We start from the raw sequence: 20,493 nt of genomic DNA, 5'->3' as shown, positions 1-20,493 counted from the left end.
TGCTTTGGCAGTTAAAAATAATGGTTAATTATGGAGGGATTTGAAGATGAAAAAAAGATTTGCAAAACTTATTAGCTTAGCACTTGTTGGTGTGATGAGCGCTAGTGTTTTGGCAGGATGCGGAAATTCTAATGACACAGCATCTGCATCAAAGGACGGGGTTAAAATTGGTGTCCTAGTAGCTGATGTAAGTGGCGAGGAAGCTCTTGGTTTCAGAAACTATTATGAAGAGTATATTCAGAACAACTATGACGTAACTTTCGAATATACAGATGCTCTTGAAAGTGCAGAAGATGAGAAAGCTGCAATTGAGAAGTTTGCATCTAAGGGATATGACGCAATCATTTCTCTTTCAAGCTCAGATAGAGCACAGCAGATTGAGACATGTGAAGAATATGGTGTTTACTATGCAATTGCATCTGGTGTTCTTGATGATGAGCAGTACGAACAGTACAAGGGTTATGAGCATTTTGTAGGCCAGATTGGACCATCAAACGAAACAGAGTTTGAAGCTGGAAAGGCTATGGGGGAGTACTACAAAGAGCAGGGAATTAGCACAGTTGCAATTTACGGTGCATTTATTCCAAATCCAATGCATGTATATCGTGCTGCAGGAATCATTGCAGGACTTGGTGATACATACGGTGGAACAGATGATATGAACGGCATGATCGGTCAGATTTTTGGAGATCAGGCTGTTGACCCATCAAAGATTGAAGGTGATGTAGAGGTAGTTGCTTACCTTCAGGGCTATGGTGATACAACTACAGATGAGCTTAATGCGGCAATCCAGAAGGCTCCAGAAGCTTTCTTATCAGTTGGTATGGCTACAACATTCTTTGCTCAGACATTAGCTCAGAATGATATTCAGTTTGCTGATATTGATTCATTTACAGAAATGAATTTGGATTCTATGACAAATGGAACACTTACATATCTGGCTGGTAAGTATTCTTCATCAATTGGACCTGTATTTGCACTTGTTATGAATGCAGTAAATGGAAATGTAATCCGTGACAATGATGGAAATGCAGTTTCATTAAGCCAGGGATACCTTGTAGCAACAGATGTTGATTCGTTCAACGAATATTATGTAACAGACAACGGAGATACACCAATTTTTGATAAGGAATCACTTGATACAATCATAGGTGATGCAGTTACTTATGATGATGTAAAGGCTCTTGTAGAGTCAAAATAGTTTTTTGGAGGCAATTATGAGCACCCTTAAGAAGATAATACATTCATTGGCAATACCCGTTTTAGTAGCAGCAATACTTGAGGGACTTTGCCTTACACAGGGACAAAATATTATTACAAATGCAAAGAGTTTTGATAATTTTGTTGTTTACACAGCAATTGTCATGATTACAACAATGGCTCTTTCTATAAATCTAAATAGTGGACGATTTGATTTTTCACTTGGTTCAATGGCAGCGCTTTCATCAGTAATTGGAGCTGAAATAACATATTCAGCTCTTGCTGGTGGAAAAGGCTCAGCAGCGATGATGCTTATTGTAACAGTAGCTGTGGGATGCTTATTGGGATTAATCTCGGGAGCTATCTACGTTGCACTGCGTTTACCACCTATTATCACTTCACTTGGTGTGACTCTTATTTATGAGGGAATCATGTATACAATCACAAGTGGAAAATACCTTATGAAAGAGGTGCAGAATTCATCTATGTCTGCTTTTGCTAATACATGGGTTTATGCATTTATTATCATTCTTGTGGTGCTCATATTTATGGTTGTTGTATTTGAAAAGACAACATTCGGATATGATTACGCAGCTCTGAAAAGTGGACAGAAGGTTTCAATAAACACTGGTATTAACGAAGTGAAAAATGCGCTGATCTGCTATGGAATATGCGGAGCATTAATGGGACTTGTAGGATTTTTAAATGCTGCAAGAAACACAACAATCAATGGTGGACAGCTAAACTTCGGAAGTATCGCAATCATGTTCACAGCATTTCTTCCAATGTTTATTGGTGGATATATCAGCCAGTACTGTAATGAAAAAATGGGATTTTTGCTTGCGGCAGTTTGCATGTCACTTTTGAATTCCACATTTGCTGTTTTTTCAAATCAAGTAACAGCTTCCATGCAATCAATTATAAATGCCGTACTTCTAGTGGTATTTTTGATTTATTTAAACAATATTAACGTGATAAAGAGATTATTTAAAAGATGAGAAATGAAAAATTATTAAAGACAGCGCTTGACCACATGCCAAAGCTGATTTATACGGATGTAAGTCCTATAAATATGACAGAGACCCAGTATCTTTCAAAGGGAGATAGCATAATAATAGATTTTGGTGACCACCAGGTGGGAAGATTAGCTTTCGATTTGAAATCAGTCGGTTCTCATGCTGATGCGCCTGCTTTCCTCAAGATTCATTTTGCAGAAAGAGAAATCGAGTTATACGAGAATCCTGCTGAATATAAAGGATGGATAAGTGCATCATGGATTGAGGAAGAGCAGATTCACGTAGATGTTATTCCATCAAGAGTGTCACTAGAAAGAAGATATTCATTTAGATATGTAAAAATTGAAGTTTTAGATATAAGTGATAAATTCAAGCTTTATTTGGACAATGTGGTGTGCACTAGCGAATCTTCAGCTGACGATTCTAAGCTTGTTCCACTTAATTCTGATAATCAGTTACACAAGGATCTTGATAGAGTTGCTATCAAAACTCTTCATGATTGTATGCAGCTGGTTTTTGAAGATGGTCCAAAGAGAGATAGACGTCTTTGGATTGGCGATTTAAGAATGCAAGCATTGGCTAATTATGAGACATATCGTAATTACGATTTAGTAAAGGAGTGCCTGTATCTTTTTGGGGCTCTTACAAACGATGAGGATAGAGTGGGAGCATGCATATTCCTTGAACCAGAGCCAGAGGTGGATGACACTTTCATGTTTGATTACTCCTTGTTTTTTATCAATACATTATTAGATTATTACAGACAAACAGGAGATGATTCGGCTGTAAATGATTTGTGGCATGTATGTAAAAGACAAATTGAGCTGGCAAAAGAAAATCTTGATGAAAACTATGTTGTAAGGGATTCCGATAAGCTAGGTTGGTGTTTTGTAGATTGGAACCTTATGCTTAACAAGCAGGCTAGTGCCCAGGGAATATTCCTTTATGCTTTGGAGGCAGCAATTGAGCTTGCTCAGATTACAGGAGATGTAATGGCAGAAGAAGAGTATGCCCAGGACTATCTTAAATTAAAATCAGCAGCTAATAGCTTTTTATTTGATGAGGAAAAGAAGCTATATGTTTCTGGTACAGACCGACAGGTATCCTATGCATCTCAGGTATGGATGATTCTTGGTGGAGCTGTAGAAGGAAATGGCGCTGTTAAGCTTATTGAGCGTTTGCGCCAGGAAGAAAGTGCTCTAACAATGGTTACACCATACATGTTCCATAACTTTATAGAAGCTTTGATTATGATTGGTGAAAAGGATCAGGCTTTAAAGGAAATGGAAGAATACTGGGGTGGAATGCTTAAGGAAGGGGCAGATACATTCTGGGAATTATACAATCCTAAGAATCCAAATGAGTCTCCTTATGGCGGAACAATAGTTAACAGCTATTGTCACGCATGGAGCTGTGGCCCTACATATTTCTTAAGAAAATATTTTTGTAATTAACGAGGTTATAAATGTCAAAGATAGATTTTAAGGGAAATCCCTTTTATTTAGATGATGAGGCTGTAGAGTGGATTGAATCTACTTTTAGCGAGATGTCACTCGAGGATAAGTGTGGACAGGTATTCTGTCCAATGGGATTCAGCAGTGATGATGGAGTCCTCAACCACATTGTAGGAGATATAAAGGTAGGGGGTATGATGTATCGAAGTGGCAGAGCCGAGGAGATACAGAACACTCACAGAAAAATTCAATCAATCGCCAAGGTTCCACTTCTTCTTGCTGCCAATACTGAGGCAGGAGGAGATGGTTTGGCTTTTGAGGGAACATCCTTTGGAAAGCCTATGGCAGTAGCTGCAACAGCAGATAGCGAATATGGCTACAAAATGGGATATGTGGCCTGCAAAGAAGGTGCAGCTCTTGGTATGAATTGGTCTTTTGCACCAATCGTTGATATTAACAAGGAGTTTCACAATCCAATTACAAATGTAAGAACATTTGGAGACAATCCACAGATGGTGGTTGACTTTGCTTCTAGGTACATGGATGGTGCTGATGAGAATAATGTGGCAGTTGCTATCAAACATTTCCCAGGAGATGGTATCGATGAGCGAGATCAACATATTCTTACAAGCATAAATAGCCTTTCTGTAGAGGAATGGGATGAGACCTTTGGATATGTATATAAGTCACTCATTGATAAGGGGGCTAAGACAGTTATGGTTGGCCATATAGCTTGCCCTGCCTATGTTCGTAAATACGATAATGGTGCTTCAAGAGAAAAACAGTTACTTCCTGCATCATTGTCTTATGAATTACTTACCAAATTGCTTAGACAGCAGCTGGGATTTAATGGCTTGATTTCTACAGATGCTACACCTATGGTTGGATTTACAGCTGCTATGAAGAGGGAACTTGCAATTCCTACTGCTATCCAAAATGGATGTGACATGATTCTTTTCAATAAGAGCTTAGAAGAGGATTATGGATTCCTTATGAATGGTGTGAAAAATGGAATCCTTAAGGAAGAAAGATTAGACGAAGCAGTTCTTAGAATACTTGCTACAAAGGCTTCTTTAGGTCTTCACAAAAAGCAGGCAGAAGGAACTCTTGTGCCAGGCAAAGATGCTTTGGCTGTAGTAGGTTGTGAAGAGCATAGAAAGATGGCTAAGGAAGTTGCAGATAAGGCTATCACACTCGTAAGAGATGAGGAAAGTTTACTTCCACTTTCTGCAAAAAAATATAAGCGCATTTATTTGAATGTTATCGATAGAAATGATGATCCAAATAGCGATTTTGTAAAGATGTGGAAGGAAAAACTAGAAGAAGAAGGCTTTGAAGTCAAGGTTAGAGACAGACGTACTCGAATTTCTGTAATGGATTTTGCAGATCCAAGCAGAATGACTCCAGAAAAGCAGGCTCTTATGAATGAAATGTACAGAAGCGTTGCAGATATGAAGGCTGATTATGATTTATATCTGTATGTATGCAACATGGAGAATGCATCAAATAATACAACACTCAGACTAAACTGGAACGTATTGTTTGGACTGGGAGATGACGCTCCATGGCATGCCAGCGAAATTCCTATGCTTATGGTTTCTACAGCATACCCATATCATCTGTTTGATGCACCAATGATGAAAACATATATCAATACTTATAGTGGCAATGAGGAATTTGTTACTGCTTGTATTGATAAACTTATGGGCCGCTCAAGCTTCAAGGGAATCAGCCCGGTAGACCCACTATGTGGAAAGGACTATATATAAAATGGAAATCAAGGGAATTATATTTGATTTAGATGGTGTTATTTGCAGCACTGATGAATATCATTATCAGGCCTGGAAGAAAATGGCTGACCATGAGGGGATTTATTTTGATAGAAAAATAAATGAAAGACTTCGTGGTGTTTCCAGAGCTGCCAGCCTGGAGATAATTCTGGAGAAAGCTGACAGGCAGTATTCAGATGAAGAAAAGCTTGAGATGATGACAAAGAAAAATGATTTATATAAAGAGTTTTTGTCATCAATGACAGAAAGGGATGTATCGTCAGAGGTATCAGATACTTTAAATGCACTTCGAGCAAAAGGTTTAAAGCTTGCTATTGGTTCATCATCCCAAAACACTAAGCTGATTTTAAGCCGCATTGGTCTTTTGGATTTCTTTGATGGGATATCTGATGGAACAATAATTTCTCAGTCAAAGCCTAATCCAGAGGTTTTCATTAAGGCTGCCGGTATTCTTCAATTAAGGAATGAAAATTGTTTTGTTGTTGAAGATGCCGAAGCTGGAATTGACGCAGCAGTAGCTGGTGGATTTCACAGCATAGGAATAGGTAGTGCTAGCAGTTATGACAAGGCAGAATATAAAATAAATAGCTTTAAGGAAATTATCGATTTAGTATAATACCCTTATACAAGTACAGAGGACACAAACATTGGACCGATTAACAGACTCGACAGGAGAACAAAGCGTTAAGCGAATCTATGGAGCAAAATGTATTTATATATTGTAAAAGGAGAGAGTTAGACATGGCAAAAGTGATTACATATGATTAAAAAGAGCCTGCGGAACCGCAGGCTCAAATATTATCTACTTCAAAAGAAGAGCAGCAAGTCTATCATTATCCTCTGGATTCATGAAGCAGAAGCGAATGTAATTCTCGCCCAGATATGGGAAAGTAGAACAATCGCGAATCATGAGACCTTCTTTGATGCATCGGTCGAAGAGCTCCTGGCTGGTAAGGCCGTCTTCTAAGATGCGAAGAAGCATGAAGTTTCCATGTGGCCAGTAAGGCTTAAAACGTGTGCTCTTATCAAAAATATCGTATAAACGATTTCTTTCAGTCGCAATAAGATTACGAGTCTTTTCGATATATTCTTTATCTGAAAACATTAACTTTCCGGCAACAACTGCAATTGAATTAATTGTCCAAGGATCTTTGCGCTGGTTGATAGTCTGCATCAAATCTGTGTTGGAACAGATTGCATAACCAAGACGAAGACCAGGGGCAGCAAAGAACTTTGAAGTGCCTCGAAGGATTGCAATGTTTGAATAAGTGCGTGTAAGAGTTACAGAAGAAACCTCATTGATGTTTTCTGCAAACTCCACATAAGTCTCATCAACCATAACAAAGATATCGCATTCCTTGCAGGCATCAAGAATCTTTCTCATATCGTGATTGTTGATTGCTGTTCCTGTAGGATTGTTAGGATTGCAGATAACAAGCATGTCAATATCTTCTGTAAGCTTGCTGATGAAATGGTCAACATCTAAAACAAAATCATTATCTTCGCGAAGAGGATAGTAGATGCTCTTTCCGCCGCCTAAAGCGATTTCTCTTTCGTACTCTGAATATGTAGGTCCAAGTATTAAAGCTTTTGAAGGCTTTTCAATCTGAATGAAAAGTGAGATAAGCTCTGTAGAACCATTTCCTACGATGATGTTTTCTGTTTCAGTGTTGCAGTATTCTGCGATGCATTTTCTGAGCTCTACATAATCTCTGTCTGGATAAGATGTGATGCAGTCAATATTTGCGGCAATTCCATCCTTAAGCTTAGGAGATATTCCCAGGGGATTAACATTTGCAGAAAAGCTAATGATGTCCTCTTTTTTTATGCCGTAAATCTGCTCTATTTTTTCTAAATCACTTCCATGAAAATGATCCTTGTGCTTTATCATTGAAAGCCTCCTTAAAGGTTAAAATTTTCTTGCCTTATATAATAGCACTGAGTCTGTATTTTATCCATATTTTTGTCACCCAATACGTTTGAAAACACTATATGTTGTGCTATACTAATAAATAATATGCTTGGGTTAGTATTACCCACATGATAAAAGAGGAGAATGTTTTGAGAAAAAGAATCTATCGTATTTCCGAAGATAAATTCGACGACTTAAAACCAAATATTGAGTTTGAATCAGAGCAGATAGAAGAAACCTGCTTTATTAATGATGCCTTTTCGGGCAGCATATATTTTAAGAGTACAAATGATGTTAAGGCAAGAGGTGTGGTTTACTGCGATAATCCTTATGTTCGTATCACTAATCCGTGGTTTGATGGTGTTAGTGTTCGTATCGATTATCTTGTTGATGATTACAATTACAAAGCTTCAGAATGTCTCAAGGGCAATTTCATCATTGTCACTGTAGGCATGGAAAAGAAGCTGCCATTTTCTATTACCTATGTAAAACGTCCACTGACATGCAGCATAGGTCAGATTCGCACACTTCAGGAATATGCAGAGTTTGCGCAGAATCATTTTGTGGAAGCTGTTTCTTTGTTTTATTCAGACAGATTCGCAGAGTTTATTTCAGATCAGGACAAACGCACCAAGCTTCTTTACAGAGGCTTTAAAGCTGCACCTATCGCAGCTGTAAATGTAGATGAGTTCTTAGTATCCTGCGGACTGAAAGCAAAGATGACTTTCAACTTAGAGGAGCGACAGGATTCATACTACGAGGTAGAAGGAAATGTTAAAGGCGAGATAGAAATCAGCCGTTCTACATGGGGCTTCATCGATATCACTGTCACTTGCGATGCAGATTTCATCTCAGTTGAAAAGGAGCACATTACTGGAGATTTCTTCCTTGGCTCCATTTTCAATATGAGCTACTACATCCACAAGGATAAGATGCACGCCGGAATCAATTTTGCAAAGATTTCTTTCGACTATAGAGACATCCACAAGGAGATTACAGTCCTTGCAACAGCAGATAAAGAGGGCGTGTCATTAGAGTCAGAGGAGTTCTCTCACAACAAAAAGATTTTAAAGGCATTTCGTTTATACGAAGATTACAGACTTCGCCGTGTTACCACCAGCCAGTGGTGCGCCGAGTCTCTTGAGATTATAAACAGTCTTTCTGACGAAGTTGGCAGCAGCAATTTCATACTTCTTGTAAAGGCATTTTTATATGTGACTAACAATCAAAAGCAGGAAGCACTCTGGATTATCCAGGATTTAAAGCGCAGCATCGAGGATAAGGGCAGCAGAGAGTGGGCATTCCTTCTCTACATTTGTACACTTATCGAGCGTGAAGAAGATTACGTGGATCGCCTTACAGAAAACATCGAAGGCATCTTTAGAGAGCATCGCGGAGATGTTCATATTTTCTGGTTCCTTTTGTTCCTTCGAAAGGAATACATCAAGAATCCTACAGCAAAGCTGAGAGAGATTGGAAAATGGGTAGATGATGGATGGGATACACCTCTTTTATACATCGAGGCCTACTACATTTTCCTTCAGGATCCATACCTCATTTCAAGCTTTGATGAGCTCACTATCAAGGTATTAAACTGGGCTAAGAAGAAAAAGGCTATCAATAAAGATATGGCCATCCAGATGATTCATCTTCTGGAGACAGAGCGCAATTACAATCCAAAGGTATTGCCTATTTTGGAGGAGTGTTACGAAGTATATCCAGACATGAAGCTTCTCTTGGCTATAGTCACTTACCTTTTAAGAGCTCCTTACATTGAGCCAGAATTCTTGAAATGGTTTGGAATGGCCATTGAGCACAATCTTCATGTGTCAGGTATCTTCGAGGCATATATGGAGGCGCTTCCAGCTTACTCGGTAGATAAGCTGCCACAGCTTCTTACCATGTTCTTCAAATACAACAGCAATCTGTCTTATGATAAAAAGGCATTGCTTTACGCAAACATTATCCTTCACAAGGATGAGGACTATGACACTTATGAGCATTACGAGAGTGCTATAGAATCATTTGCTTTGGAGCAGTTAAAGCTAGGTCGTCTAGATGACAATCTTGCAGTTTGTTACCAGCGCCTGATGGAGCTTGGTATTTTTGATAAAGAGGTGGCTCGTCTTATATCAGAGCTTTCCTTCAAGAAAAAGCTTGCGGTTATCAATCCAGATATCAGAAGAGTATTTTTGTATCAGGAGGAATTTAAGGCGCCTACCATTGCCAATATTTCTGATCACAAAGCATACATTAATTACATTGGCAGTACAGGAGTTGTTCTCTTCGAGGATAACAATGGCTATCTTTTTGTGGATGATGAAGCCTACTTTACAGAGGACATTATCAACACAGAGGGCTACACTGAAAAGTTAAAAGAGCTTTCTACTCTTAATCTGCCTTACGCACTTATGAGATTTGCTCATAGCTCAAACACTAAGGATTATTCATCTGCAGATGCTGAGGCAGCAGAGCTTATCATGGAATCAAAACAGATATCTACAGACTATCTGGACAAGATTTATCCTCAGCTCATTGAAATCCTTAGATTCAATAACAGGGAAGCTGTTTTGGAAAAACATTTTATGCAGGAGGCAGATTTAAAGTCTCTTAATGCTGAGGTTATAGCAGCAGTGCTTGAAGTGTTTATTGTCAGGAGCAAATATGAGGAAGCTTACTACATGTTAAAGCACACTAATTCCTCATTGCTAAAGCCTGCTCCAGCAACAAAGCTTTGCCAGTTTATGATTAACAAGGAGCCAGAGAAATCAGATGATTTCCTGATTCTGTTTACAGCAGGACTTATTTCACAGGGATACATCCATTCAGACATGATTCGCTACCTTGTACAATTCTTCGTAGGTCCTACAGATTTGATGCTTTCAATCTACGAAAGTGCCTTTGAAAAGGGCGAGGATGTTGTGGAGTTTGGGGAGAGAATTATCACCCAGGCTCTATACAGGGATTTCCTTTGTCCAAAGATTATGGATGTCTTTGAGACATACGTGTCCCGCAAGAACAACAAGATGGTGGTGGAGGCATTCCTTAATTACGAGGCTCACGATTATCTTGCTAATCAGGCAGAGATTCCTGAGAAGATTTTTGCATATATTTACAACAGATTTAAGAAGGGGCTCAATGTTTCTGAGAGTATGAGAATTGCTCTTTTGAAATACCTGTGTACTGGTACAGATTTAGACGAGGATGATTACACGATGCTTGATATTCTTCTTGCAGATGCCATCCTTCGCAATCAGTACTTTGGATTTTTTGCAAAGTGCGATGAGAAGCTTAAGATTAAATATCACCTTTATGACAAGCATTTCATCGAATTTAATACAGACAAGCGCAAAGCAGTTGATATTATCTACTCTGTAAACGGCTCACCAGCTGTCAAAGAAGATATGATTGAAATGTACGACGGTCTTTATGTAAAACAGTTTATCCTGTTCTACGGTGACGAGCTGAAATACGAAATTTACAGAGATGATGTTTCAGACGAGCCACTTAAATCTGAGACATTTGTACTTAGTGATGAGCTTGAACAGACTCAGGGCAGATACGCACTGATGAATCGTATCGCAAGACACAGCCTTTACAACGAAGTTTATGACCTGGCTGAGGATGTGAAGATTTATCAGGGACTTGATGCTGTGACCAGAGATTTATTTTCAATTATTTAAGGAGTTTTATGGGAACTACAGAGGGCACATATGTAGGAATTGATATTAGTTCAAGGAATACAGTTCTTAGCATTTACAATTCGAATATGGATGAGCCTGCTACTATAAGCACAATCTTGGGTGAGGAAAATTATTCCATCCCTACTGTGCTGGCCAAGAGAATAGGTATGGGCCAGTGGTTCTTCGGTGAGGAAGCTATCAAGATGAGCAGGCTTAAGGAAGCCGTTCTTGTTGAGGAGCTTTTTAACCTGGCCCTTCGCGACGGTCAGATAGTAATCGATTCTGACACTTATGGCGCCAGAGATTTGCTTACCATTTTCTTCAAGAAACTGTTTTCCATTCCAGGGCCAATGGCTGCCCTTAGCGAGGTGGAAAAGCTTGTTATCTGCGTGGAGCAGATTAATCTTGAGGTGATGGAGCTGATGAATCATGTGGCTTCAAAGCTTGGTATTGATCAAAACCATGTGATGCTTATAGACAGAAGTGAATGCTTCTATTACTATGCACTGTCACAGAAGCCTGAGCTGTTTCTTTACAACGTGGCATTGTTTGATTACAGCGGTACCAATATGGTGTCCTGCACACTTCACCGTAATCAGACTACACGCCCTCAGTTGATTAATCTTAATGTTACCAATCACGGTGAAATCACCGATAACAGGGATGAGCTTTTTGATGAGGTTATCTCAGACACATTTGGAAGCAACCTTTACTCATCAGTTTATCTGGTGGGAGATGGCTTTGATGGAGAATGGATGAAGGTGAGTCTTTCCCATCTTTGCAAGGGAAGAAAGGTATTCCTTGGCAAGAATCTTTATTCAAAAGGCGCCTGCTACGGCGGCTTTATAAAGGATGGAAAGAGAGACTGGCCGTTTATCTACATTGGAGACAACGACCTAAAGCTTAATCTTTCAATTAAAATATTAGAAAACAATGTTATGAAGTTTTTCACCTTAATCGATGCCGGTGAAAGCTGGTATGACGTTAAAGGCGAATGCGAGGTAATCCTGGACGGAGAGCCTGAAATAGAATTCTTTATCCAGCGACCAGAATCAAGGGAAGCACATTCGGAGGTTTTGGAGCTTACAGACATGCCAAAACGTGAAAACAGAACCACCCGTCTTCGTATCGAGGCAAGGCCGGTTTCTGATGTGGCTGTCTCAATCACCATTACAGATTTGGGATTTGGAGAAATATCACCAGCATCTGGCAAGAGCTGGGAACACACTATTACCACAGAGTAGGAATATATGAGCACATTAATCTATTGCAAAAATGCGTTATCAGCAACGCCATATTATATCGAAGAGGCTGCTCTTAATGTTTATTCTTTGGAGGAGCTAAGTTATTATATTCTTAACAACGTTTATTTGCTTTCTTCGAAACTGATGAGTCCGGAGCTTTGCAACTGGGTTGGAAGAGAACTTAAAGAGCCAAAGCTTGCTGCCGAGCTTCAGGGATTAGTTCAGAACAATGCACCTCTTCACATCTTTGTTGGACATATTCTTGGTTCTAATGGTTATGCCTCTAACAAAGAGATAAAAGATATTTTAGCTATCATAGCCACCTTCGAAAATAAATCTGAGGCAGAGCGAAAGAAGCTGAGAGCTGACAGACTTATGGCTAAGGATAAACTGGTTGATGCTATCTATGAGTATGAGACGCTCCTTGCAGATGATGTGGCAAAGACCATGCCTAAGATAGTGGAGGGAGATGTTTATCACAATTTAGGTTGCGCCTTTTCACGATTATTCTTTTTTACAGAAGCAATGCAGTGTTTCGACGAGGCCTACAAGCGCAATCAGAAAAAGCAAAGCCTTCATTGTCTTTTGTACGCCGCAAGATGTGCGAAGGATAAATTAGCCTTTGACCAGTATGTATCAAAATACCTTGTTTCAAAGGAGAATGTGGATCAGGTTTTAAGTACAGTATCTACAGCCACAGCCAATGAAAATATTTTAGAGTTCGACAGGGCTATAAACGAACTTGTTAATGATGACTATAAACGAGAAGGGACAGTAAATGCTGTTAGTAGTGTAGTAAAGAACTGGAAAGACGAGTATATTAAGTATTGTAAAATATAATTAGTAATTCATTGGGGAGATTTTACTATGGGATTTTTTACAAAACGCAAAACAAAAAAAGAAATTAGGGCAGCCAAGATTGATGACGCATTCAACAGAGTCTATTCTCAAATTGAGGATATAGACAGCTGGGAGGACCCTAAGAAGCTTGAACACTATATTCTTGATTCCTGCGAGCAGATTATCGCTTCCACTAAGGCAATGGAACGCCAGAAGATGGAATACAGAATTGTCACCAGATATCTTAACGATATTAAAGCGATAGAAAATCTTCCTAAAGACACCGCAAAGGATTTGCGAACCACTGCATCACGTATATGCGAATTGGAGCAAAATATTCTTGAATCTCGAAACATCACAAGAAATATTTCCGATGAGCAGTTTACCGTCATAGCTGATGAGGAAGAGGATATGCCTGAGATTATTAACAGGTTTGCCTCTGACGAAATCTATCAGGCTAAACTCAAGAAGAGTCTATCTTATCTTGAGGGTGAAAAAAGCAGATGGGAAATTGAAAGGGAAGAGCTTTTGGCTCAGGGAAAAATCTTTAGACGTATGGCCATCGCCGTACTGACTTCCTTTACCACTTTGTTAATTTTACTGTATGTTATGTACAGCGTAGCTACAGTTGATATTTCTTTATGGATTTATCTTGTATTGTTTATTTGCGCAGTTAGTGGATTTATTATTTTCCTGCGTCAGAATACCATTACAAGGGAATCCCGGATGGCTCTCATCCGACTTAATCAGGCCATTAGCATGCTGAATGTAGAACGTATGAAGTATGTTAATGTTACAAACAGCATTGAGTATTCAAAGGACAAATATTATGTAAAGACCGCAGCTGAGCTTCAGTATATCTGGGAGCAGTACCAGGACAAAGTCAGAGATCAGCAGCGATATATTGAAAATAACGATGATTTGGAATTCTACAGTGACAAGCTTGAGAGAATTCTTGGAAGTATTGGTCTTGCAGATGATAAGATCTGGATGAATCAGGTCAATGCTCTGATTAACAAGCAGGATATGTCAGATTGCAGACACAGACTGGTTGTAAGAAGAAAGAAGATTAGAGACAGACTTGAAGACCATCGCAAAATCGTTCAGGAAGAACGAGATGAAATTGACAGGCTGATGACCAGACACGAGCATTATCTCCCTGAGATACAGGAGATTATCAAATCCGTGGACAAATTATGCGGAACCAGTGCCAGCACAAAAATAAAGGCTTGAAAGGAGCGACATCATGATTGAAATGTTTGAAAAATCCAGAGAGTTTAGATTGAATACTTTGTACACCTTTGCCCAGGGAGCATACTGGATGATTGTATGCTGCACCATTAGCATGGGTAGTGCATATCTCTCTAATCGAGGATATTCTACATTTTCAATTGGTGTTTTATTTGCTTTTGCTTATTTATTCGCTGCAATTGTTCAGCAGGTGCTTTCAACAGCCACAGACAGTTCTACCAAGTTTAATGTTTTGGATGTACTGATAATATTGGGTGGTTTAATCATCCTTGATTTGATGATTGCCATCACCAGCTGTGAAAAGGGTTTTGTAATCAGTGTCACATTTTTAATTGGTGCCATGATTGCCACTATTATTCAGCCATTCCTTAATGCATTGAATTTCCATATCCAAAGACAGGGAATAAATATGAATTATGGCGTAGCAAGAGCGTCAGGTTCATTTTTCTTCTTCCTTATGAGTCTTATTGCAGGATTCTTTATGAAGACGGTATCGCCAAAAGCAGCCCCGATGTTAGGCTTTATTGTATCGGTATTGTTTGTTGGTTTGATTTCATGGATTTACAACGAGCTAAAAGAAGGCGGTATTAGCACAGACAGAGAATATGATCCTTTAGACGAAGACAAGGCTGAAGGCGTTGATTACAAGAGCGCAAGAGAATTTGTAATAAAATATAAAATGTTCTTTGTTTACCTGATTGGCGTTGTTTGCGTATTCTTCGGCCATATCATCGTAAACAACTTCCTGTACCAGATAGCAGTAAATGTAGGGGGAAATGAGGCTACAAACGGAGGCTTACTGGCTGTGCAGGCCATTGTGGAGCTCCCGGCCATGATTTTCTTCTCTGCTCTCAGAGAGAAATTTGGATCAAAGCTGTTGCTTGCCACTTCAGGAGTATTTTATCTGGTTAAAATATTTTTTACTGCAATTGCATCTACCATTGGAATGCTTTACTTTAGTATGCTTTTCCAGTCATTGGCATTTGCACTTTTTATTCCGGCATCAGTTCATTTTGTAGATGAAATTATGTCTGAGAAGGATGCGGTAAAGGGCCAGGCCTTCGTTACAATTGCCATGTCACTAAGCAGTTTGATAGGCAGTGTCTTAGGTGGAATTATTATAAATTTGCTTGGAGTTTCAGCAACATTATATTTTGCTACATTGGTGACTTTTGTAGGTGTTATTGTCGCAATTTTGGGACTAGTCAGAATTAATGAACAAAAATAATTATTTAAGATAGATTTTTTGATTACAAATTGCTAAAATAACTATATACATATAGTGAGAGAAAGATATGGCTAAATATAACATTGGTGGATATATCTTTAACGATGAGAATAGTGCTAAGAAAGCTGCTAAGGAGCTAAAGGCTGTTGAGTATATTCTTGGGCAGATGAAGACTGCTGATGAGCAGGAGGTTCTCAAGATATACAAGAAGATTATTTCTCAAAGGCTTTTTTCTACTCAGATAGGTATGGGTTTCCTTAATCAGCTTAGGCAGAATCTGGTTGCGACAGGGGTATTTGATGAAGACCAGATTCCACCTATTTATTCGGTTGACGAACCACCAAAGGCAGAAAGTAAGCCGGAAAAGAAAGAAGCTTCTGAGCCACAGGTTCAAAAGGAAGCAGCTGCAGAAACAGCGCCTGCTAAGGAAAAGCCGGTTAAGGAAAAGAAAGCCAGAAAGCTCACTAAACTCAGAAAAGAAAAAGCCGATAAAAAGAATACGGCGATATCAGAAGATGATGCTGGGGTAATCAAAAAGTTGAGGTTGGTGAACAGCTTTTTGATTGTATGTGTTTTTACCTTGTTACTTTGCGTGTTGGGCATGTTTTACGTTAGTACGACTATTAACAGTCCTACGATACTAAATTACAAAGAGGCTATTACTGACGAATACTCTTCCTGGAAACAGCAGCTTGACGAGCGCGAGCGAGAGCTTAACGAACGTGAAGCCGAACTTGATGCCAGGGAGTCAGGAGTCAGTGGTATAGAAGGTAACTAATAACAAAATTCAAGGATGGGGTTGGGTGTTATGTCAAAAAACAAAATTCTTGTGGCTGATGATGAAAGCCGAATGAGGAAACTTATCAGAGACTATTTGGTAAGATAGGATTACGAAGTTGTAGAAGCTGAAAACGGTGAACAGGCTCTTGATATGTTCTATATGGATAGTGAAATTTCGCTTATCATTTTGGATGTCATGATGCCAAAGGTTGACGGTTTTGCTGTTTTGAAAGAAATCAGAGAAACCTCATCTATTCCTGTTTTAATGCTTACAGCTAAGGGAGAAGAGAATGATGTTCTCAACGGCTTCGAGCTCGGAGCTGATGAATACATCAATAAGCCATTTTCACCAAAGATTCTTATGGCAAGAGTTAACGCTGTTCTTCGCAGAAGCACAGACGATTCTCTTGGCAAGAAAGTTGTTGAGGCAGGCGGTATCCAGTTAGATGTAGATGCTCATGTTGCCACTAATGATGGTAACCCTGTTGAGTTGTCGGTTAAAGAATTTGAGCTCCTTTATTATTTCATTAATAATGAAGGTATTGCGCTTTCAAGAGAAAAGATTCTCAATCATGTGTGGGATTATGATTATTTTGGAGATGCAAGAACAATCGATACTCACGTTAAAAAGCTTCGTAGCAAGTTAGACGATAAGGGAAATTACATCAAGACTATTTGGGGCATGGGGTATAAATTTGAAGTTGACGCAAAGGCCTAGTAAAATTAATCGCCAAATTGTAGGATTGTTAGGTGCTATAGTATTAGTTTCGCTAATAGTTGTTAGCATCATAACATCCTGCTTTTTAGGCGATTATTATATTTATGAGAAGCGAAAAGATATGAAGACACTCTTTTCAATTCTCTCTGAGAAATGTGAAGCCGGGGAGCTGTACGGCAACGAGTATCTCCCTGGAAACATCGCATTATTTGAACAATTTAACGTAGCTGTTGTTGTAACAGGAGCTGACGGACAATCTTATATAACATCTTCAGTTGATTCAGATCTTTTAATAAATCAACTTAATTATTCATTGCTTTCAAATGATGCCAATAATGAATTAATTAAAACTACAGAAAACTACAAGATTTTCAAACAGAAATTTCCAGAGTTTGAAGATACTTTTCTTGTGCTTATTGGAGTATTGCCTGATGGAAATATTGTTTTTATCAAGGCTACAGCATCTGCCCTGGAGCAGACTGCATCTATTACCAATAAGTTTTTCTTAATGATGGTTTTTATTGGTTCTATTATCAGTGTAATTGTAGGTAGATACTTTATTGCAAAGCTTACCAAGCCATTATTTGAGCTTATAAATATTACAAAGAGAATCTCAAACTTTGATTTTGAGGCTACCTATCATCCCCAGAAAATGTACAACGAAATGGATGATTTGGGCGAGCATGTAAATGAGATGTCCACCACCCTTAAGAGAGCTATCGAACAGCTTCGACTTGCCAACGACAACTTGAAGCATGATCTGGAGTTGAAGGAAGAGACTGAGAACATGAGAAAGGAATTCGTTTCAAATGTTTCTCACGAATTGAAAACCCCAATCGCTCTTATTCAGGGTTACGCCGAAGGTCTTCAGGAAGGTATCATGGATGATGAGGTCAGCAGACAGATTTACCTTGATATCATCATTGATGAAGCCAATAAGATGAATCGACTTGTTAGGGAAATGCTTATTCTTAATCAGCTTGAAGCTGGTCAGATGAACATGGATATGGTTGATTTCAATGTTACCGAGATGATTGACAGTGTTATTGACAGCAATCGTATAAATTTCGAGGCCCAGAATATCAGCTACGAGTTCATTAATAAGCAGGACTGCTACGTACATGCGGATGAGTTCTTAGTAGAGCAGGTTGTGACTAATTTCATTAGTAATGCAATCCATTATGTTCAGAATGAAAACATAGTTACAGTTCGCTATGATTTCGTAAAAAAAGGAAAGGTTCGCATTATTGTATTCAATTCAGGAAATAATATCGGAAAGAAAGATATTAAGCATATTTGGGATAAGTTTTACAAAGCTGATAAGGCCAGAAGTCGTGAGTATGGCGGCAGCGGAATAGGTCTTTCTGTTGTAAAGGCAACAATGGATTTATTACACGAAAAATTCGGAGTGGAAAACATCCCAGATGGAGTTGAATTTTGGTTTGAGTTATCTTTGGCAAAAGACACAAAAATCAAAGAAAATTCATAGAATTTTCTGATTTTTCACATTGAAGAATACACATTTTAATGCTAATATACCATTAATGATTAGTGTATTTTTTAGGAGAAGGCATGAAAACTAACAGAATTTTTTTAGCAATTTCTGTGTTGTGTTTTTCTCTATTAGCCACTGGTTGTGGAGAACCGCTATATGAAATGACTAGTGAGGAAGAGGCTATAATAAGCTTATATGCTTCGAAAGCGGTTGCGAAATTTAACAAAAATCAGGTTGTGGGAATCGCTAATGCCCGCGTAAAAAAGGGAGAGTTAGAAGAGGATTATGAACCTGATGAAGAAGGCCAAACTGAGGACGAAGCAGTAGGGGAAGAAAACACAGGTGAGACAATTGATCCAGAAACTGGGGAAGTGATTCCTCCAGAGAATGAATCTGGTGAGAATTCTGAAGCACAGGGCGATGGTGCCGCAGAACAGACTCAGGAGGATGTTTCTGTTGAGTCAGGCTATTCCTTTACAAATGCTGTGGATATTGCAGGCGTTGAATTTACCTGTTCAAAATTTGATGTTTCAAGCGATTATAAGACATCATCCTTCTTCATGAAACCAGCAAATGGAAAGAAATATCTGATTTTATATATCGATGCTGAGAATACTACTGATGGAACGATTGATTTTTCACAGTATTCAGGCAGAACTTATAGTTTATCCCTCAACGGAGGGGAAAAATCGAAGGCTCAAATTACTATGCTACCGAACGATTTATCTTCCTACAAAGGAACGATGTCTGGTAAAGAAAAAAAATCATTCGTGATTGTATTTTCTTTCAGCAATTCGGCGGTTGAAAATATATCATCAGTTGAGTTATATGTAACCAACGAAGGTGCAACCAGAGGGGCAGAAGTAAAACCATTATAAATCATATTTTTTGATTTAAATGAGAGGAGATTTTATGGATACTAATATTTTATTGGAATCAGGTACTAACGAACTAGAAGTCCTTGAGTTCAAGGTTGGCAAGAATTTCTATGGAATTAACGTTGCCAAGATTAGGGAAATTTTGTTATACCAGCAGGTTACTCCATTGCCTAATGCACATCCTTGTATTGAAGGAATTTTCATGCCAAGAGATATTATGATTTCTGTTATCTCTCTTCGTAAGTGTCTCAACATACAGGACGAGGCAGAAACAGATGGTCTTTTCATCATCACAAACTTTAACAGTTTGAATACAGCGTTCCACGTAGACGAGGTACTTGGTATCCATCGTGTATCATGGGAAGACATTATTAAACCTGATGCAACAATCTCTTCTGATGAATCTGGTGTATCTACAGGTGTTATCAAACTTGAAGACAGATTAGTAGTTATTCTCGATTTCGAGAAAATCGTTACAGATATTAATCCGGAGACTGGTCTTAAGGTTTCAGAAATGGATGATTACGAGACTCGTGACAGAAGTAAGTCACCTATCCTTCTCTGCGAGGATTCACCACTTCTTTCAAAGCTTATTGTTGAGTGTTTGAAGAAGGCGGGTTATACAAACCTTATCGTAAATATGAACGGTCAGGAAGGTTGGGACAAGCTTGTTGAGATGCACAAGAAAGGAACAGTTCTTCAGGATGTTCATCTTATCATTACTGATATTGAGATGCCTCTTATGGATGGTCACAGACTCTGTAAGCTGGTTAAAGAGAATGACACGATGAAGAACATTCCTCTTATCATTTTCTCATCTCTTATTAATGACGAGATTAGACGTAAGGGTGAAAGCCTTGGTGCAGATGCCCAGCTTACCAAGCCGGAAATTGGTAAACTTATCGCCGTGGTAGACGATTTGGTTGCTAAGTACGAGAGTGCTCGTAACGGTGGTGGAAATTAGAAATTTAAAATCTTAGGGGTATGCCAAGCATACCCCTTAT

General features: G+C 38.8%; 15 protein-coding genes and 1 pseudogene. 15 read left to right on the top strand and 1 reads right to left on the bottom strand.

Annotation, left to right across the window (positions count from 1 at the left end; genetic code table 11):
* Positions 1–46 precede the first annotated feature (46 nt).
* The 5 genes from G592_RS0111060 to pgmB are packed head-to-tail and all read left to right on the top strand — an operon-like array spanning position 47 to position 6,076.
* On the top strand, positions 47–1,201 hold the full coding sequence (locus tag G592_RS0111060; RefSeq protein ID WP_028247877.1) for a substrate-binding domain-containing protein: 1,155 nt from the start codon (positions 47–49) through the stop codon (positions 1,199–1,201).
* A gap of 16 nt (positions 1,202–1,217) precedes the next feature.
* Entirely contained in the window at positions 1,218–2,198 is a 981-nt protein-coding gene (locus tag G592_RS0111055; protein ID WP_028247876.1) for an ABC transporter permease, read from the top strand.
* Positions 2,195–3,670 carry a family 78 glycoside hydrolase catalytic domain gene (locus G592_RS0111050; RefSeq protein WP_028247875.1) on the top strand — a complete coding sequence of 492 codons (1,476 nt, stop codon included), beginning with the start codon at positions 2,195–2,197 and terminating at the stop codon, positions 3,668–3,670. The genes G592_RS0111055 and G592_RS0111050 overlap by 4 nt, the downstream gene beginning before the upstream one ends.
* An 11-nt stretch (positions 3,671–3,681) precedes the next feature.
* A complete protein-coding gene (locus G592_RS0111045) occupies positions 3,682–5,439 on the top strand; it encodes a glycoside hydrolase family 3 protein (RefSeq protein ID WP_028247874.1) in 1,758 nt (585 codons plus the stop codon).
* A gap of 1 nt (position 5,440) precedes the next feature.
* Positions 5,441–6,076 carry a beta-phosphoglucomutase gene (gene pgmB / locus G592_RS0111040; protein ID WP_028247873.1) on the top strand — a complete coding sequence of 212 codons (636 nt, stop codon included), beginning with the start codon at positions 5,441–5,443 and terminating at the stop codon, positions 6,074–6,076.
* Positions 6,077–6,262: 186 nt separating this feature from the next.
* Here pgmB and G592_RS0111035 read toward each other — a convergent pair whose 3' ends face one another.
* A complete protein-coding gene (locus G592_RS0111035; RefSeq protein WP_028247872.1) occupies positions 6,263–7,351 on the bottom strand; it encodes a pyridoxal phosphate-dependent aminotransferase in 1,089 nt (362 codons plus the stop codon).
* Positions 7,352–7,521: 170 nt separating this feature from the next.
* Between G592_RS0111035 and G592_RS0111030 the strand changes: the two genes are divergently transcribed.
* The 10 genes and pseudogenes from G592_RS0111030 (at position 7,522) to G592_RS0110985 (ending at position 20,453) form a co-directional block, all read left to right on the top strand.
* On the top strand, positions 7,522–11,055 hold the full coding sequence (locus G592_RS0111030; RefSeq protein ID WP_028247871.1) for a DUF5717 family protein: 3,534 nt from the start codon (positions 7,522–7,524) through the stop codon (positions 11,053–11,055).
* Positions 11,056–11,063: 8 nt separating this feature from the next.
* Positions 11,064–12,299: a DUF5716 family protein gene (locus tag G592_RS0111025; RefSeq protein ID WP_028247870.1), complete on the top strand. Its 1,236-nt coding sequence runs from the start codon at positions 11,064–11,066 to the stop codon at positions 12,297–12,299.
* A gap of 6 nt (positions 12,300–12,305) precedes the next feature.
* On the top strand, positions 12,306–13,139 hold the full coding sequence (locus G592_RS16355) for a hypothetical protein (RefSeq protein ID WP_051194887.1): 834 nt from the start codon (positions 12,306–12,308) through the stop codon (positions 13,137–13,139).
* A gap of 27 nt (positions 13,140–13,166) precedes the next feature.
* The gene (locus tag G592_RS0111015) at positions 13,167–14,372 is read left to right on the top strand and encodes a hypothetical protein (RefSeq protein WP_028247869.1); all 1,206 of its coding nucleotides are present in this window, start codon (positions 13,167–13,169) and stop codon (positions 14,370–14,372) included.
* A gap of 13 nt (positions 14,373–14,385) precedes the next feature.
* Complete coding sequence (locus G592_RS0111010; RefSeq protein WP_028247868.1) at positions 14,386–15,618, top strand: MFS transporter; 1,233 nt, start codon at positions 14,386–14,388, stop codon at positions 15,616–15,618.
* A gap of 67 nt (positions 15,619–15,685) precedes the next feature.
* Positions 15,686–16,396, top strand: a complete 711-nt coding sequence (locus tag G592_RS0111005; RefSeq protein ID WP_028247867.1) for a hypothetical protein — start codon at positions 15,686–15,688, stop codon at positions 16,394–16,396.
* A gap of 30 nt (positions 16,397–16,426) precedes the next feature.
* Positions 16,427–17,116 (top strand): annotated as a pseudogene (locus tag G592_RS18095) (response regulator transcription factor).
* Positions 17,117–17,237: 121 nt separating this feature from the next.
* Positions 17,238–18,605, top strand: a complete 1,368-nt coding sequence (locus tag G592_RS0110995; protein ID WP_051194886.1) for a sensor histidine kinase — start codon at positions 17,238–17,240, stop codon at positions 18,603–18,605.
* An 83-nt stretch (positions 18,606–18,688) separates the two neighbouring features.
* Positions 18,689–19,489: a hypothetical protein gene (locus G592_RS0110990; RefSeq protein WP_143001170.1), complete on the top strand. Its 801-nt coding sequence runs from the start codon at positions 18,689–18,691 to the stop codon at positions 19,487–19,489.
* A 34-nt stretch (positions 19,490–19,523) separates the two neighbouring features.
* Positions 19,524–20,453 carry a chemotaxis protein gene (locus tag G592_RS0110985; RefSeq protein WP_028247864.1) on the top strand — a complete coding sequence of 310 codons (930 nt, stop codon included), beginning with the start codon at positions 19,524–19,526 and terminating at the stop codon, positions 20,451–20,453.
* Positions 20,454–20,493 lie beyond the last annotated feature (40 nt).

Source organism: Pseudobutyrivibrio ruminis CF1b (genome assembly GCF_000424005.1).
GTDB lineage: Bacteria > Bacillota > Clostridia > Lachnospirales > Lachnospiraceae > Pseudobutyrivibrio > Pseudobutyrivibrio ruminis_C.
This window is presented reverse-complemented; position numbering and strand designations above follow the sequence as displayed.

Excerpts from the sequence above, each read along its gene's own strand:
- G592_RS0111060 (WP_028247877.1), top strand. The coding sequence starts at position 47 with ATGAAAAAAAGATTTGCAAAACTTATTAGCTTAGCACTTGTTGGTGTG.
- G592_RS0111055 (WP_028247876.1), top strand. The coding sequence starts at position 1,218 with ATGAGCACCCTTAAGAAGATAATACATTCATTGGCAATACCCGTTTTA.
- G592_RS0111050 (WP_028247875.1), top strand. The coding sequence starts at position 2,195 with ATGAGAAATGAAAAATTATTAAAGACAGCGCTTGACCACATGCCAAAG.
- G592_RS0111045 (WP_028247874.1), top strand. The coding sequence starts at position 3,682 with ATGTCAAAGATAGATTTTAAGGGAAATCCCTTTTATTTAGATGATGAG.
- pgmB (WP_028247873.1), top strand. The coding sequence starts at position 5,441 with ATGGAAATCAAGGGAATTATATTTGATTTAGATGGTGTTATTTGCAGC.
- G592_RS0111035 (WP_028247872.1), bottom strand. The coding sequence starts at position 7,351 with ATGATAAAGCACAAGGATCATTTTCATGGAAGTGATTTAGAAAAAATA.
- G592_RS0111025 (WP_028247870.1), top strand. The coding sequence starts at position 11,064 with ATGGGAACTACAGAGGGCACATATGTAGGAATTGATATTAGTTCAAGG.
- G592_RS16355 (WP_051194887.1), top strand. The coding sequence starts at position 12,306 with ATGAGCACATTAATCTATTGCAAAAATGCGTTATCAGCAACGCCATAT.
- G592_RS0111015 (WP_028247869.1), top strand. The coding sequence starts at position 13,167 with ATGGGATTTTTTACAAAACGCAAAACAAAAAAAGAAATTAGGGCAGCC.
- G592_RS0111010 (WP_028247868.1), top strand. The coding sequence starts at position 14,386 with ATGATTGAAATGTTTGAAAAATCCAGAGAGTTTAGATTGAATACTTTG.
- G592_RS0111005 (WP_028247867.1), top strand. The coding sequence starts at position 15,686 with ATGGCTAAATATAACATTGGTGGATATATCTTTAACGATGAGAATAGT.
- G592_RS0110995 (WP_051194886.1), top strand. The coding sequence starts at position 17,238 with ATGAAGACACTCTTTTCAATTCTCTCTGAGAAATGTGAAGCCGGGGAG.
- G592_RS0110990 (WP_143001170.1), top strand. The coding sequence starts at position 18,689 with ATGAAAACTAACAGAATTTTTTTAGCAATTTCTGTGTTGTGTTTTTCT.
- G592_RS0110985 (WP_028247864.1), top strand. The coding sequence starts at position 19,524 with ATGGATACTAATATTTTATTGGAATCAGGTACTAACGAACTAGAAGTC.